The following is a 15376-nucleotide window of genomic DNA, read 5'->3' on the forward strand; positions in this document are numbered from 1 at the left end:
TTTTACTGATGGTCAAATCTTTACGCATTATGTGAAATGCTGTGTCGTTTTATGCGGATAGTTGCCGGTTTTGCGGAAAGTATATTAAATGAGACTGAAAAAACGAAACCGTCAGCTCATAAAGGAGTGGATAAAATAGAAGTGACCGAAACAAATTTATTTACACTTGCGACAGGGCTTTTTTTCGATGAAGTAAGGCCTCTTTTACATACTCCCCGTGGTTTTTATGCCAGATGGTTATTTCGGCCGGATCGACAAATTTTATTTCGAGGCTTTCTATGGATGTTTCGATATTGCCGCTAACGTATTTGCATAAATAAAGCACCACTACCGAACTATGGGGCTGCTGAAACTGTCCGGCGGGGACAGCGAAGAATTTAATGATCTCAACCGGTTCAACAATTAGCCGGGCCTCTTCCCAAAACTCACGTTTCATGGCTGTTTCCGGGTCTTCGCCAATATCAACCCAGCCGCCGGGCAATCCCCACAAAAAATCGTCGCTGCGATGTTCAACCAGCAGGCGGCCATTGTCATCAAACAAGATGCCGTTAACGCCCACTTTTGGTGTGGCATATCCCAGGTCTTTGCGAAAGCGTTCTTTTAAAACTTCGGTTTCCAGGCCGGTAAATTCGCTGTACTCCTGTGTGGCTATATCCAACAGCTTTTGATAGCGCTCCATATCGAAAGGGCTTTTGGTATACCTGATACCGGTTTGCGCCAGGGCATAGATGTTTTCAAGCAGGTCGATATAGTTCTTTTTCATATAGTGCCTGCAATATAGTTAACAGCTGATATAACCGGGGTAAAGAAATTATAAAATCATTGGTTAAGTATTTACAGACGGAAAGAATTTTGTAATTTAGAATACCATGAATTTCTAATGTTCACTTCTCCAGGCAGCCGTCAGGGATGCACGAGTTCTAATCTCGTCGGGAGCACATGTTAATGATATCTTGGATGATCATAAATACTTTTTAACTATTGGGTCGAGAGTTCGAGTCTCTCCGGGGTCGCAAAAAAGCCTATCTTTATATAAAGTTTGTTGCAAATGACCTTCCCTTTTTCTGTTCACTTTGATAGACCTCTAAAAGCCATAATAACACCTGATAACAAGGAACAGATATTACAATGTATAAAAAATAGCATATTAGAAGACAAGGCAGATAACATTGTAGTGCAAGACCTGACTGTTTGCTATAAGGGGTCGACATCCAATTGGAGAGGTTCATTATTTGGTAGTGTCGACAACGGGATCTTTTATTTGATTTATAAAAACAATAGCTGGTTTCTCGATTATCAAATTAATATGCGAGAGTTATTTATTGTTACATCGATAATGTCGACTGCTATGGAAGTCTTCATGTTAGTAAATGGCGGCCCATGGTGGGTGGGCATAGCTGCATTTCTTTGGTTATGTGGTGCTAATTGGATTCTTAATTTGGTTAGACATGGAGGTGTAGCTGACGATATTGCTGCCAGAATTGACAGATTGATCTGCGGTAAGACTGAACTACCTGGAGAGGATAAAATGACAGGTAAACTTAAAAGCTGGTTTTAAAGCCTGGGTTTCCATTTATAAACTCTCATCCTGCAGTTTTCTTTTTTATAACTTTTCCCCGTCGCATTCACCCTATCATTGGTCGCATATACACCGCAGGCATTATTGCCTTATTGCTGAGATTTGTATCATAATAAAAAACAAATTTTAAACATCAACCACTTTGGGAGGTAAATCTTATGAGAAAGATAATCGTTTTAACATTCATGTCTTTAGATGGCGTAATGCAGGCACCGGGTGGCCCGGAAGAAGATCAGTCAGGCAGTTTTAAATATGGCGGCTGGTCGGCACCTTTTATGGATGAGGTTTCTGGTAAACTCATGCAGCAGCAGATGGAAGCCACAGACATTCTGCTGGGCCGGAAAACGTTCGATATTTTTGAGGAGTATTGGCCTAAACATGCAGATTACTGGCCAGGTATCAATGATGTAACCAAATACGTATTGTCCAATACAAAGGATAAATCCGATTGGAACAACAGCGTGTTTCTTACAAGTGTAGATGATATTAAAAAACTGAAAGATTCAGAAGGTTCGGACATCAAAGTTTGGGGCAGCGGAGAATTGGTTAAGCTGTTACTGAAACATGATTTGGTAGACGAGCTTTGGCTTAAAATATACCCGGTACTGCTTGGCAAAGGGAAAACCATATTCAGTGAGGACACCATGCCTACGACTTTGGAGGTAACAGAAAGCACCGTTACACCAAGCGGAGTGGTCTTTGTTAATTACAAACGCGCCGGGGAGGTTAAGACCGGTAATATGGGAGCTTAAAAGATTTTGGAGGGAGTTGCTCATTCCCCAAAAAGGATCCGCGTCATTTCCTCATAATTATTCAGGAAATGTTTGGTAACCATATAATGCTCCGTTTCTTCGTAACGAATCTGTTTTATGCCCGAATCGTCTAACTGGTAAATGGTTGCGCCCGGGTAGGCTAATAAAATGGGGGAGTGGGTGGCTATAATGAACTGTGAATTTTCATTCACAAGCGTATTGATGAGCGAGAGTGCCGCCATTTGCCTGTTTGGCGATAAGGCGGCCTCGGGCTCATCGAATATGTAAAGCCCGTTGCCGGTAAGCCTGTTGGTTAGCGTAGCCATGAACGATTCGCCGTGTGAGCATTCGTGAAGCGACCTTACTCCGTATTGCCGTTCAAACCTGCCTTTGTCGTTTTCATAAACGTTTTCCATATAGGTGGCTACGTTATAAAAGCTTTCGGCCCGAAGAAAGAAATGATCGGTTGGCTTTTTGTAGCTTTTTATACCGGTTAAATAATTGAAAAGTTGCGACGAATTATTATGCGTTTGAAACTGCGCGTTTTTTGAGCCTCCCTCGATACTGAAACCCATATGCAAAGCGATAGCTTCTACCAGCGTTGATTTCCCCGAACCATTTTCGCCAATGATAAAAGTAACATCACGATGGAACTTTAATGACTTTAGGCTCCTGATGGAAGGGATGTGAAATGGATAGGCATCAAAAGATGGTACCGTATCGCGTTTCAGTTGGATCTCCTGGAGAAAAGGTTTGGCTTCCATGGTAGGGTAAAGATAGGGAATGATAGATTATACTCGGAATAGCTTAATTAGGCTGCGATATATTATCCATACTACGGGGTAGCACATCGCGATGCCAAATACCAGCAATGATAAGGCATACAGATCTTTATTGAATTTATATTCTAAATTGGGTTTGGTAATAATTACAGTTTCAGCTCCCAATATTAGCATATATAACACCATTTTGATAGTAAATTTGTGCATGGCAGCGGTACGCTTTTGAGCATCCTCGTATGCTTCATTCTCATCTTCAATCTGTTGGGTCATGTTGAATACATGGGTTTCAACTTGTTGATTTATTGCAGGCCATTCATGATAATTATTAAGCACGAAATCTTCGTATAGAACTAAAAATTCTAATGTTTCAGTACGCACATATTCAAGCTGTCCTGATTGAAGTGCCTCCTGTAATTCATCGGCCAATTGATATAAAGAATCATTTTCGTAATCGGTCAGCGTATTAAGTAAAGCTATATTATCCATGATAGCACATACTTTTTGCAACTCTATAATATTATCTTCGAGTTGACGATATGTTAAGCCAAGGAATACACGACCAACAATTGGATCTGTATTTTTATTTACTACACTTTCGATAAGTTCCATTACCTCATTGACGTTTTTACTCATTGAAAGCTCGATGAAAAAGTAATCCAGATCTTCCTCAGCAGCCATGATGATATCATCTGACCACTTTACAACATCGGCTTTAATAACAAGTCCCCATTTTAGCCCGAAATAAAATACTTCAAGGAGGCGGTTGTAGGGTTGCGGTGTGAGTGACATTTAAAGATTGGGTTTTATTTGTTTATGCCTATAGACACAGTCTACAGACATTGCTAATCCGTAGTCAGAGACCACGGATTGCGAGATACGATTTATCCCAGAATTTTGCTTAAGTTCTTTATACCATCTTCATGCAATTTAATAGGATTGAAGCACTTGCTACATAAAAAGATTTCTTGATAGAAAAATAATTTAAAATCGTGTTTTTTAAAACGGTTTTTATGCTTACAAATTCCACATTCGGTAACTATTGCTTTGGAAATTATGCTAAAAAGAGATGTTGACATTCGGCTTTTTTGCACCCGCTCAAACGACATCATCAGTCCTATTAGTCTCTGTAACTGTCTTAACTCTTTTCGATTATCTTTGTCGTCAATTATTTCAAAAATAATCTTATCTACTATTGACGAAGTGTATATTAAGAGAATTGGTATTGCTAAAAAAAAGTGATGCCAGTAGCTCTCTATATCTTCAGGAACAGAAAAAACAAAATTTAAATTTTGATTTTCGGTTTTATAATCTTTGTCATTAGTGACTATGTGTAGTGCATGATTGGATATCCAATTGATACTTAATTTAGAACTTTTGTCGTATCTGAGTTCATGAATAAATTTAGGTTGAAATATCGGGAATCTAAGTTTTAGTATAGCAGCTTCAATAATCATAGCTTTATCAAGTTTATTGGAACTTGGATCATAATCTTGTGGATTTCCATTGTGAAAAAAACGGTTGATAAAGTCTGTTTTATCTATCAGAATTTGTTCAAGAATTAGAAGTTGATCGGTAAAGGGCTTTCTAACCAAAGCAAATGCAACGCTCATTTTGCCTTTTTGAGCTATCTTGATGGACTCATAAATGAAGTTTGTCATATCAGAGACGATGGACATAACCAAATGTTTGGTTAGGACAGTTTCTAATTCAGCTTTTTTGTTGGCCGTTTTTAGCGCGTCGATAATATGAACTTTGCTTTGTTTAACGATTTGTTGAAATTCTTCGTCTTCCCCGAATTCAAATGTAGTTTGACTCATTTGTGAATAGTAAGGATCACTTAGTACTTCGGTTAAGTGATCGTATATATAAGCACAGATGTTATTAACGGCATGATATCTCTTGGGTAGCCTTACCTTATCCCCTTTTTCTATGAGTAACATATTCTTCTTATATGATTTAATAGTTTATAAAACCGTAAATGATGTTCTTTAATCTAATTTCCTTCCTTTCGCCTATAAGCATAAGCTCAATCCTCCGGCTTCTCCTTCGCATCAGCCATCCGTACTATCCTCGGCTGAAAGCTGGCCAATACATCAACCAGATCGTGCTGGGCGGCCATTACAGCATGGATATCCTTGTACACCATCGGCGCTTCGTCCAAATCGCTTCCCATCAGGGTGATGCGTTTATCTACCAGGTTAGCGGCAACTGCTTTCGGGTCGACAGTTTTGAAGGCTGCGCTTCGGCTCATTAAACGGCCTGCACCGTGTGAGGCTGAATTGATAGAAGCAGCATCGCCTTTACCGCGTACCACAAAGCCAGGGGTGCTCATGCTGCCCGGGATGATCCCCAGTACACCTTCACCTGCCGGTGTAGCGCCTTTTCGGTGCACTATTACTTCGGTACCATCGGCAAGCTGCTCTTTCCAGGCAAAGTTGTGATGGTTTTCTATCATCATAACCGGTTTAAGGTTAAGCGCACGGGCAATTTTGTTATGGATCTCATGGTGATTGGCACTGGCATAATCGCCGGCCAGGTTCATGGCAATCCAGTATTCCTGCCCCTCGTCGTTATCTAAATTTAACCATGCCAAATGTTTGGCTTCCTGCGGAAGCTTGGTTTTGCTCATAGCAATTTTTGAATAATGATCGGCAATGCTCCCACCAAATCCGCGCGAACCTGAGTGCGACAATAAAGCGAGGTAACTACCAGCCGGGATGCCCTCAAGAGCGCCTTCGGCAACGGTAAGCTCACCCCATTCAACAAAGTGGTTACCCGTACCGGACGTTCCCAATTGGGCATAAGCCTTATTCTTCAGGTTCCGGATTGTCTTGGTTTCGCTCCATACAGGGCTGTCGAACAACGAGGTATCAAAATGCGTTTTGGTAACCCCGCCAATGCCGAAGTTGGTATGATCAAGCAAAAGCCCTTTAAGCATGTCGGTTTCGGTATCAACTACACCGGCAGGCAAATCAAAAATGCTCAAACACATCCGGCATGCAATATCTACTCCAACTGCAAAGGGGATGATGGTATTGGCAGTTGTAGCCAGAACACCGCCAATAGGCAAGCCGTAACCCTGGTGCGCATCGGGCATTAAAGCGCCTGCTACGGCTATGGGTAATTTAACCGCGGTTTTCATCTGCGCAAGCGCACCCACTTCAATATGCTCAAGGCCGTAAACCGGGAAATCGGCAATTTCCTGTTTCAGTGCGAAGTTGGTTCGCGGCTGTTTCAAAAATTTCCCTTCTTTTCGTAAGTCGATTACCGCTTCGGCCAGGTTCTTGAACTTACCGCCTTTTTTAAGGGCGTAAGGCATCGGGTCGTCAATAAGGGCCTCCAGGTTGGCCAGGATCTGCTCCTTATCCATTACACCGTGTTTTAACAGGCCATTGGCCACACGGCTAAAGTTCTCTAATATCTTTACGTCGTTAATACCTAATGAGGTTAATTCGTTGTTGCTTATTTTTATCTTTTCCATAGCGCTCCTGAACCTCCGCCAATTGGCGGAGGGGTTTCTTAATTAGCTGCTTTTGTTATTTAACGATACAAAGTAAAATTGCAACTGCGCAATGTATTTGCGCAGTAAAAAATAATTTAATAATATTATAAAAAAAATGAGGAGTTGGTATTTAATCCGCTATTCATTATTAAGACCGTCATTGCGAGGTACGAAGCAATCCCCAATAGGTAGAGCAGCTATGCAGATCTCCCTGTAAAGTTTGGGATTGCTTCGTACCTCGCAATGACGGGTGTTGACAAACATCCTAAATCCCAATCAAAATATGCCCGTAAACCGCAATGCCCTTATCCGCTACCGAACCATTGATAGCTGCCTGCAAAACCGCCGCCGGCAGTGGACACTTAATGATCTGATTGAAGCTTGCTCCGAAGCTTTGTACGAATACCAGGGGATAGACAGCGGGGTAAGCCGCCGCACCGTACAGGCCGATATTGAAATGATGCGCAGTAATAAGCTGGGGTACGAAGCGCCTATTGTAGTGGTTGATAAAAAGTATTACACCTACTCCGACAAGAATTACAGCATCAATAACATCCCCCTCAATAACCAGGACATGCAGGTGCTTAGCGAGGTAGCCGGTTTGCTGGGGCAGTTTAAAGGCCTGGGGCATTTTGCCGACCTTAACGAAATGGTAACCAAACTGGAAGACAAGATCTACAGCCAGAAAACACACAGTGTGCCAGTGGTTGATTTTGAAAAGAACGATAACTTGAAGGGATTGGAATGGATTGAGATTATCCGCAAGGCTATTGTAAGCAAGAATACGTTGTGTGTTAGCTATCAGTCATTCAAAGCAAGGGAGGCCAGTACATTTTGCTTCAGCGCTTATTTGCTGAAGGAGTACCGTAACCGCTGGTTTATGCTGGGAGTAAAGAATGTAGGAAATAAACAATTGCTTACACTGGCGCTTGACAGGATTCAGACTGTCGAAGTACACGCTGATAATTATATTGAAAATACACAGGTTAACCTGGCTACTTATTATAATGATGTATTAGGCGTAACTAAATCCGCGGGACAGCGCGATGTTGAGGTTACTTTTTGGGTAGATGATAAAAACGCTCCTTATGTTGTTACGAAACCTTTACATCACACCCAAAAGATACTGCAGGTTACAGTAGATGGGACAATATTCAGCATAAAAGTGGTTTTGAATTTTGAGCTTGAACGGGAATTGCTCGGTTTCGGGCCTAAACTGAAAGTGCTTGGTCCGCGGATCCTGGTTAAACAAATGAATGATCTATACCGAAAATCACTGGAGCATTATGCTGGGGATAGCCCCATCCCGCAAGGAGGTAATTTGAGCAATTTGTTAAATTCGTGACATAAAGCATTTATATTAGCATTAATGATAAGCGAAAAAGAAACGACCAGCTTAAGTAAATTTTTAAGCCTGGTATTACGTCATCAGCCCGAAGCAATAAATATTAAACTTGATGAGCAGGGCTGGGTAGCCGTTGACGAGTTGCTGCTGAAAGCGGCTGCACATGGTAAAGCCATAACTCTTGAAATACTGAACCACATAGTTGAAACTAACGCCAAAAAGCGTTTCGCATTTGATGATGCCCGGCAGAAGATCCGCGCCAGCCAGGGGCATTCGGTTGAGGTTGAGCTGGGTTATGAAGCACAAATACCACCGGATGTGCTATATCACGGTACAGGGAGCCAGTCGGTTGAGGCGATTTTGCAAACCGGGCTCGAAAAGCGGAGCCGGCAGCACGTACACCTGAGCAGCGACCTTGAAACGGTCGTTAAAGTTGGTCAACGCCATGGTAAACCTGTGGTGTTAACCGTTGCGGCGGGTGAAATGCACAGGCTGGGCCATAAATTCTATCTGTCAGAAAACAAGGTGTGGCTTACCGATTTTGTCCCCAAAGATTTTATTGGAAAATATTCTTCTTAACCTATCCATGACAACTTAAAAAATGGGTGTCATACTGAGCCCGTCGAAGTATGGCGGACAGGGCCTCTGCACACGAGTCTTCGACAGGCTCAGACTGACAGGCCCTCTTTGTCATCTAACCTTCAGAGTCCATGGATTTAATCACCCAGGATAAATCGGAAATCGAACATCCGAATTCCGAAATTGGAAAATGACATTTTTTTGACTTTTGTACCAAATTAGTCGAAACTTTATTTTAAAAAACGCTTGCAGGTTAAGTAGCAAACCTGTTACATTTAGGAAATTATAAACTGAAATGCCAAAACACATCCTAATTATTTACGTATTAGTTGCCTGTTGTATCCTGGTTATTATGGTCAACTCATTTGTTAAAAACAGGTTAAACAAAAAAGCAGAAGACAGGCGGATCCTGAAACCCGTTAACCGTTCTTAACTATTTTTCAAACCCATTAAGAAGGCCGGCTCTGTGATCAAAGCAGGGTCGGCTCTGCAAAGCATCGATATTTCCTGATGCTTATATGTAATGTTTAGCACCCGTCTTTTTTTGAAGTTTAAACAAGCCTGTATTAAAATATACGTTGAGGAAAATATTTTTCGCTAAGACGCAAAGATTTTTTTTGCCTTTGCGTCTTAGTATGCTTATTTAATCACGGACGTGCTATTCTCCTAAAACCCATCAAAAACAAAAGTTTCGTTTACAAGCGGTTTCCTTGGCAGCATTTCAGGGCGGATACTGGCCTGGTACACAAATGAGGCTACGATGATGGCGGCCTGTTTCAGATCGTCTATCATCAGGTGGTCGTAGTCGTCCATATTGCTGTGATGTGTGCGGGTTTCATAATCAATAGGGTCTTGCACAAACTGGAAACCCGGTATGCCAGCCCAATCAAACGCCAGGTGATCGGTTGACCCGGTATTGGCCATAGTTACCGTTGTGGCGCCAAGGTCATTAAAGGGTTTTAGCCACTGTTCAAATATCGGTTTCATTTTTTCGTTGTTTTGCGCAAAAATCCCCCTGATTTTTCCGGTACCATTATCCAGGTTAAAATAGGCCGATACTTTAGCCTGCTCGGGCTTTACAGTAAATTTAACGCCATCCCTGAAATGTTTTTTAACGTAGCTGAATGAACCGAGCAAACCCTGCTCTTCGCCGCTCCAAAGTGCAATGCGAATGGTGCGTTTTGGTTTAAGCCCAAGCGAATCGAGCAGGCGAACGGCCTCCAGCATCACAATGCAGCCCGCGGCATTGTCGGTTGCACCGGTAGCTGCCTGCCACGAATCAAGATGGCCGCCCAGCATCACCAGCTGCGATTTTAGCTTGGGGTCGGTGCCAGGAATTTCACCCACTACGTTATAGCCGTTTGTATCTTCGGTAGATGTTTTGCCCGTAAAATTCATGGCCAGCTCAACTTTTTGGCCCGATTGGATCAGCCGTTTGATTTTCTGCCCATCCTCCGAAGCCATGGTAACTTGTGGTACGGTTTCCGGATCAGTTAATTTATAGCCGTAGCGGCCTTGTACAAAAACGGTTCCGTTAACATTACTGCGGCCCGCGCTAATGAATGCCAGCGCACCGGCGTTTTTCAGTATCCGGTCTGCTGTTTTAAAGATCTTCAGGTATTTAGTAGTATACATGTCGATCATGGAGCGGGATACCATATAAGTATCCTTCAGGTTGGCTAATGAGGTGTCGGCCAGTCTTTCGGCCGATGGCTCAAAGTCCTTTTTGTAATCAGCCGCATCACCGGTAACCAGCACAAATTTGCCTTTAATCCCGGCAGCGTGACTATTCAGATAAGTAGTATCTATAGCCTGTGCCGATGTAATTACCATAACTTCACCTTGCAGCAGTCCGTTGCTGCCGGGGCTCCATGGATTGGGGTAAGCCCTGATCTGTGCATTATAGGGTGCGCGCATCATCATGCTGAAATCCTGCACTTCCCATTGTTTGCCAAAAGTGCCCCAGGGCTCGGTAGCGGCATTGCTCATTCCCCATTTTTTCATGGTGGCAACCGCCCAGCTTGCTGCGCGGGCATAACCCGGCGAATTGGTTAACCGCGGACCGGATACATCGGTTAAATAATGCGCTATCTGCGGAATTTGGGAACTGCTAAGCTCTGCCTTACGGATACGGCTGAAAGCTGCAGTATCAATAACTTCCTGCTGGGCGTAGCTACCGGTACCGGCAAGCAACAACGCGCCGAAAATAAAATTGCGTTTTATATATTTCATAGTGAGGGTTTTAGATTTGAATATAAGGCTTTTAGTTTGAAAAACATAAATAAGAGTGGGTAAAACCTGAACTAAGCCGTGCCTTTAACACAATAAAACATTGGTAATACGGCTGATATTCATTAAATAACGTAAAAACCGCATCCCGAAAGCGTATAAACACTATGTTACCCGGGTGTTTTTATCGTCAATTTTATCTTCTCTAATTAAAGCCATTTAACCCGGAGGCTATTTGCAGTTTTCTGAATCAGCAAATAGCTTGAAGCAATAGTATTTATAGTGTTCGGACCGCCTGTATATGGCTTTAAATGTTTTTGAACCAACAATCAAATTATATAAACTTAAAACTACAACCTATGTCTTTTTTATCAAAAATGTGGGATCATGTAAAATCCCTGTTCCACAACGCTTCAGACGTTGTACATGAAATCATTACCGTAGCCGACAAAGTTGCTAACGGACTCAAAAACCTTGAAGCAAGCCAGGCTGGCCAGTTTTTGGAAACGACACTGGAAACCCTGGTGCCGGCATCAGCAGTAATTGTGAATGGCATTAAATTATGGCTGCCCAAAGTGGTTACCGATTTAAACTGGGCTGTACAGGAAGATGGCAAAACAGATGCGCAAAAAATAGCCGACGCGGTGGCTTATTTAGCAAAACTGAAAGGCGCCAATCCTGATGCTTATGCCAGCCAACTGAACACGTTAAATGCACTGATTCAAAAATGGATGTCGGACCAGCAGGGTGCCGGGCTCAACATTCAGCAGGCCCTCACCATTAGCCAGGTAAACCATAATCCCGACCTGGTTTCGGCCCAATGATATTAAATTGCTGAGTACTGCACGCCAGGGGCCCCATCATGAAACAAATGATGTGGCCTTCTTTTTTATAATTATTTTATTGATATAACTGGTCTTTCTTTTAGAGTTTAAGAGCGCTTCGCCTGTATGTAACAATATGCTATCATGTTCAATTTAGTTTGTTTTATTAAGCCTCATAATAAGATATTTATAATGTTGAGTTGGAGCCGGTTTCCTGCCGACCTCACGTTTGTGAATTTTTTTATTGAAGATAAAATGATGAAACGGATATTGTTTTGTTTACTTATGCTGATGACTTGTTTAGGAAGCAAGGAAGTACGCGCGCAGTCACTAAATGGTAATTTGCCGCGGTTACTCATCAGGCTGGATGATATCGGCATGAACCATTCTGTAAATATGGCTTTGCTTAAGGCTGCTCAAACAGGCATGCCGCTTTCGGCTTCGGTGCAGTTTGCGTGCCCGTGGTATCAGGAAGCAGTTGAAATACTAAAGCAGTATCCTAATGTTACGGTTGGGGTTCATCTTACATTGACCTCCGAATGGAAAAATTATCGCTGGGGGCCTGTTACCGGCCGTACGGCTGTTCCGAGCCTGGTTGATTCAAACGGGTATTTTCCGCAATCAACGCGGGCGTTTGCTAAAAGCGGCTATAAACTTAGCGAAATTGAAACCGAGTTGTCGGCCCAGATTGAAAGGGCGCAGGCATCAGGATTAAAAATAACCTATATCGATCCGCATATGGGCATAGCGCTTTCAACACCCGAATTGCGTGCCCTTACCGAAAAACTGGCTCGTAAATATAACCTGGCTATATCAACCCTAAGCAGTGTAACTTATTTCGGCGAAACCTATAAAGAAATGTGGGGTGAGCCTATCGCTACAAAAAAAGAAGCGTTTTTAGTTTACATAAGCAAGCTAAATCCCTATAAGCCCAATATGATGGTGCTGCATACCGCTACCCCGAGCCCCGAGATGGATGTACTGGTTGATATGAACAGTAACATGATGAACTCAAAAGAGGGTAAGCCCCTTACCAGTTTGCACCGCCAAACCGAACTTAATGCCTTGCTCTCGCCCGAGTTTGCAGCAATGAAGGGTAAAAAGTTTCAGCTGATCAATTATCAGCAACTGCTTGCCGGTAAGGACATTAGCTCACTTAAAGCTGCAGATAATAAATAAGCCCCTATTTTTTTGAAGTAGCAACTACAACAATACCGCCTATAACTAATAATCCGCCCAGGTAGGGCGGCCAGTTAACAGTTTTTTCCCTGTCGGCCGATACCTGTATAGGGCCGGCATCAATGATCTTTTCTTTTTTGGTGTAAGTAAAGCCTGTCCAGATGAGCATGGCCGCACCTACAATAATGAGTACAATCCCTATGGCTTTGTTCATGGTTATATAATTTGGTTATCTATAATAAATAGCGTTTAGTTACTATTTGTTTTGCGCTTGTCGTTCAGATTGGCATATTAAGTTTTTTTGCTTTCAACTTTTCTTTAGATTAGAAGCCTGGATCCGGGGTGAATGGTTTTCCAATAACATCCTGAAAATTAATTACCGTAGATGCAAGATGATCTGATACTGGAAACCATATCGGTTACTAAAAACTTTTTTGGGGATAAGTCTTCGGGGGTTAATAACGTTACCATTTTTATTCCGAAAGGAAAGATAACAGCGATAGTAGGTGAAAGCGGCAGCGGGAAAACCACTTTGCTTAATCTGTTATATGGTACCCTGGAGCCCGACCATGGCGAGGTGTTTTTTAAGGAAGAGCAGGTATTAAGCAGGCAAAAAGGTATTCAGCATGCCCACAAGGTTATGAGGATGGTAGCGCAGCACGATAACGATCTTGATCCGCGAATATCGGTATGGGACACTATATGTGAAGGTTTGCCTGCCGAAGATCAAAGTCAGGCTATCCATCATGTTACCGAAGCCTTGAACCTTTTAAATATCTACACCATTAGGGAAATGCCCTTTGGTAAATTAAGCGGTGGTGAAAAGCAGCGCGTAACCATTGCCAAAGCATTGATTAGCCGCCCGGAAGTTTTACTGCTTGATGAACCCTTTAACCAGGTAGATGCCACCTACCGGGAAGGTTTACAGCACGATATCAGGTATATTGTAAAGGAATGGGGAGTTACCGTAGTATTAGTATCGCATGATCCTGCCGAGATCCTTTCCATGGCCGATGAACTTATTGTACTTAAAGAAGGGGAAATAGTGGAGAACGGCAGTCCCGAGCAGTTATATCATTCGCCTAAATTATTGTACACAGCACAAATACTGGCCAGTTGTACCCGGCTAACATCGGCCCAGGCAAAAGTTTGCGGCATAAAAAGTAAACGCAGCGTAGTAGTGGTTTACGCGGAGCATATTAAAATAAGTAGCCTGGGCAGCAAATGGCTGGTGAAAATGGTGTTGTTCAAAGGCTTTTTTGAAGAACTTATTGTTGAAAAAGGTGGTTTAACACTGCGGGTACTCAATTACGACAGGCGTAAGTACCCCGTTGGTAGTAAAGTGAGCATTAGTATCAGTAAGTATTTTGAATTTGGGAAGTGGGAGAGTTGATAGGCGGTTCTTTATCTAAAATGAATTATATTTATCTAAACGATGGAAGTTTTTACAGTTAAACCCAAAACTAAAGAGCAGCTTGTTGCTTTAAAGACTTTCTTAAAACTAATGGAGATTGATTATCAAATAGAATCAAACTATAACGAGAAATTTGTTTCAAAGATACTTCAGGGGCGGAAAGATATCAAAAATGGCAAAGGCATATCCATAAAGGTAAATGATTTATGGATATGACCACATTGGTTTAAGCTCTCATTTCGCTACTGCCAGCTCTCCATGTTTCGCCTTCCTATACTTCGATAAATTGATCAGCAACACGCTACTCAATATTACAACCAGTCCAATAACCTGGATCAGCGTTACATGTTCGCCTGCAAAAATTACCCCCAATAATACGGCTATCACCGGGTTAATATAGGCATAGGTACCAACCTGGGTGGCCGGTCTCACTTGTAAAAGCCATACATAAGCGCTAAATGCCGCTATCGATCCAAATATAATGAGATAAGCCAGGGCATACCAGCTTTGTGCCGGTATAGCATGCCATTGTACGGTTTGTACCTCGTTGTTTAAAAAACTTGCGGGAATAAAAAATATGCCGGCTCCAAGCATTTGCCAGGCCGTATTTACCGATACCGATCCTTTGGTGTTATAATGTTTTGAATATAACGACCCGGATGCCCAACCCAGCGTACCAAATAAAAGCAATAACATTCCCGGTAATTTTGAGGGGCCTGCCGATGGTCCCAATACGTCCGCGATCTGATCCCGAAATAACAGTATCACACCTATAAAACCTATCACAAGGCCAATAATGGTGCTTTTGCTTTTAAAGTTGGTGCTCCAGTTTGGTTTATCAAGCAACACAAACCAAATTGGCGGCGATGTTACCATAATGGCCACCATAGCACTTGGTAAAGTTTGTTCGGCCCATATTACGGCGCCGTTACCTATTACCAGCAACAGAAAACCGCTTACCGCCGCGTGCAATATGTTTTGTCTTACAAAAATCTTTTCACCCTTAATTGCACACCACGCCATTAACAGCAAACCCGCTGTGAAGAAACGCAGCGCGCCCAACAGCAGCGGCGGAAAACCGGCTACTGCAATTTTTATAAAAAAGTAGGTAGAGCCCCATACTATATAAACAATAGCGAAAGCTATAATAACTAATATGGGCGAAGTGGATTTTGCGGTAGCAGGTGCCAT

The 15376-nt window shown here is 42.5% G+C and carries 17 protein-coding genes; 9 read left to right on the forward strand and 8 right to left on the reverse strand.

What is annotated here, in order from left to right:
* Positions 1-160: 160 nt before the first annotated feature.
* A complete protein-coding gene (locus tag FHW88_RS05070) occupies positions 161-763 on the reverse strand; it encodes an NUDIX hydrolase N-terminal domain-containing protein (RefSeq protein WP_176623634.1) in 603 nt (200 codons plus the stop codon).
* A 285-nt stretch (positions 764-1048) separates the two neighbouring features.
* Between FHW88_RS05070 and FHW88_RS05075 the strand changes: the two genes are divergently transcribed.
* Both FHW88_RS05075 and FHW88_RS05080 read left to right on the forward strand, forming a co-directional pair.
* Positions 1049-1558, forward strand: coding sequence for a hypothetical protein (locus FHW88_RS05075; RefSeq protein ID WP_176623637.1), 510 nt, complete (start codon positions 1049-1051; stop codon positions 1556-1558).
* A 179-nt stretch (positions 1559-1737) separates the two neighbouring features.
* Positions 1738-2331, forward strand: a complete 594-nt coding sequence (locus FHW88_RS05080; RefSeq protein WP_176623639.1) for a dihydrofolate reductase family protein — start codon at positions 1738-1740, stop codon at positions 2329-2331.
* 20 nt (positions 2332-2351) lie between these two features.
* Here the strand turns inward: FHW88_RS05080 and FHW88_RS05085 are convergent, their stop codons facing one another.
* The 4 genes from FHW88_RS05085 to FHW88_RS05100 all read right to left on the reverse strand — a co-directional run bounded on the left by FHW88_RS05085 (position 2352) and on the right by FHW88_RS05100 (position 6594).
* The gene (locus FHW88_RS05085) at positions 2352-3095 is read right to left on the reverse strand and encodes an AAA family ATPase (protein WP_176623641.1); all 744 of its coding nucleotides are present in this window, start codon (positions 3093-3095) and stop codon (positions 2352-2354) included.
* 27 nt (positions 3096-3122) lie between these two features.
* Positions 3123-3902 (reverse strand): hypothetical protein, encoded by a 780-nt coding sequence (locus FHW88_RS05090; protein ID WP_176623643.1) that lies wholly within the window; start codon positions 3900-3902, stop codon positions 3123-3125.
* Positions 3903-3994: 92 nt separating this feature from the next.
* On the reverse strand, positions 3995-5053 hold the full coding sequence (locus tag FHW88_RS05095; protein ID WP_176623645.1) for a hypothetical protein: 1059 nt from the start codon (positions 5051-5053) through the stop codon (positions 3995-3997).
* A gap of 86 nt (positions 5054-5139) precedes the next feature.
* Positions 5140-6594, reverse strand: a complete 1455-nt coding sequence (locus FHW88_RS05100; protein ID WP_176623647.1) for an RtcB family protein — start codon at positions 6592-6594, stop codon at positions 5140-5142.
* Positions 6595-6898: 304 nt separating this feature from the next.
* On the opposite strand from FHW88_RS05100, the gene FHW88_RS05105 reads away from it, so the two are divergent.
* From FHW88_RS05105 to FHW88_RS05115, 3 genes are all read left to right on the forward strand, one after another.
* Positions 6899-7960 (forward strand): helix-turn-helix transcriptional regulator, encoded by a 1062-nt coding sequence (locus FHW88_RS05105; protein WP_176623649.1) that lies wholly within the window; start codon positions 6899-6901, stop codon positions 7958-7960.
* A 24-nt stretch (positions 7961-7984) separates the two neighbouring features.
* A complete protein-coding gene (locus FHW88_RS05110; protein ID WP_175489895.1) occupies positions 7985-8539 on the forward strand; it encodes an RNA 2'-phosphotransferase in 555 nt (184 codons plus the stop codon).
* Between the two features lie 295 nt (positions 8540-8834).
* Complete coding sequence (locus tag FHW88_RS05115) at positions 8835-8972, forward strand: hypothetical protein (RefSeq protein WP_167516184.1); 138 nt, start codon at positions 8835-8837, stop codon at positions 8970-8972.
* A gap of 233 nt (positions 8973-9205) precedes the next feature.
* On the opposite strand, the gene FHW88_RS05120 is transcribed toward FHW88_RS05115, so the two are convergent.
* A complete protein-coding gene (locus FHW88_RS05120; protein WP_176623651.1) occupies positions 9206-10771 on the reverse strand; it encodes a M20/M25/M40 family metallo-hydrolase in 1566 nt (521 codons plus the stop codon).
* Positions 10772-11127: 356 nt separating this feature from the next.
* Between FHW88_RS05120 and FHW88_RS05125 the strand changes: the two genes are divergently transcribed.
* On the forward strand, positions 11128-11592 hold the full coding sequence (locus FHW88_RS05125) for a hypothetical protein (RefSeq protein ID WP_139159911.1): 465 nt from the start codon (positions 11128-11130) through the stop codon (positions 11590-11592).
* 192 nt (positions 11593-11784) lie between these two features.
* Positions 11785-12771: a ChbG/HpnK family deacetylase gene (locus FHW88_RS05130; RefSeq protein WP_255485209.1), complete on the forward strand. Its 987-nt coding sequence runs from the start codon at positions 11785-11787 to the stop codon at positions 12769-12771.
* Positions 12772-12775: 4 nt separating this feature from the next.
* Here the strand turns inward: FHW88_RS05130 and FHW88_RS05135 are convergent, their stop codons facing one another.
* Entirely contained in the window at positions 12776-12985 is a 210-nt protein-coding gene (locus FHW88_RS05135; RefSeq protein ID WP_090524308.1) for a hypothetical protein, read from the reverse strand.
* 171 nt (positions 12986-13156) lie between these two features.
* On the opposite strand from FHW88_RS05135, the gene FHW88_RS05140 reads away from it, so the two are divergent.
* Positions 13157-14164, forward strand: a complete 1008-nt coding sequence (locus tag FHW88_RS05140; protein WP_176623653.1) for an ABC transporter ATP-binding protein — start codon at positions 13157-13159, stop codon at positions 14162-14164.
* Positions 14165-14206: 42 nt separating this feature from the next.
* Positions 14207-14401 carry a DUF2683 family protein gene (locus tag FHW88_RS05145; RefSeq protein ID WP_176623655.1) on the forward strand — a complete coding sequence of 65 codons (195 nt, stop codon included), beginning with the start codon at positions 14207-14209 and terminating at the stop codon, positions 14399-14401.
* Positions 14402-14419: 18 nt separating this feature from the next.
* Here the strand turns inward: FHW88_RS05145 and FHW88_RS05150 are convergent, their stop codons facing one another.
* On the reverse strand, positions 14420-15376 hold the full coding sequence (locus tag FHW88_RS05150) for an EamA family transporter (protein WP_176623657.1): 957 nt from the start codon (positions 15374-15376) through the stop codon (positions 14420-14422).

The sequence above is a fragment of the Mucilaginibacter sp. SG538B genome (genome assembly GCF_013376065.1).
Taxonomy (GTDB): domain Bacteria; phylum Bacteroidota; class Bacteroidia; order Sphingobacteriales; family Sphingobacteriaceae; genus Mucilaginibacter; species Mucilaginibacter rubeus.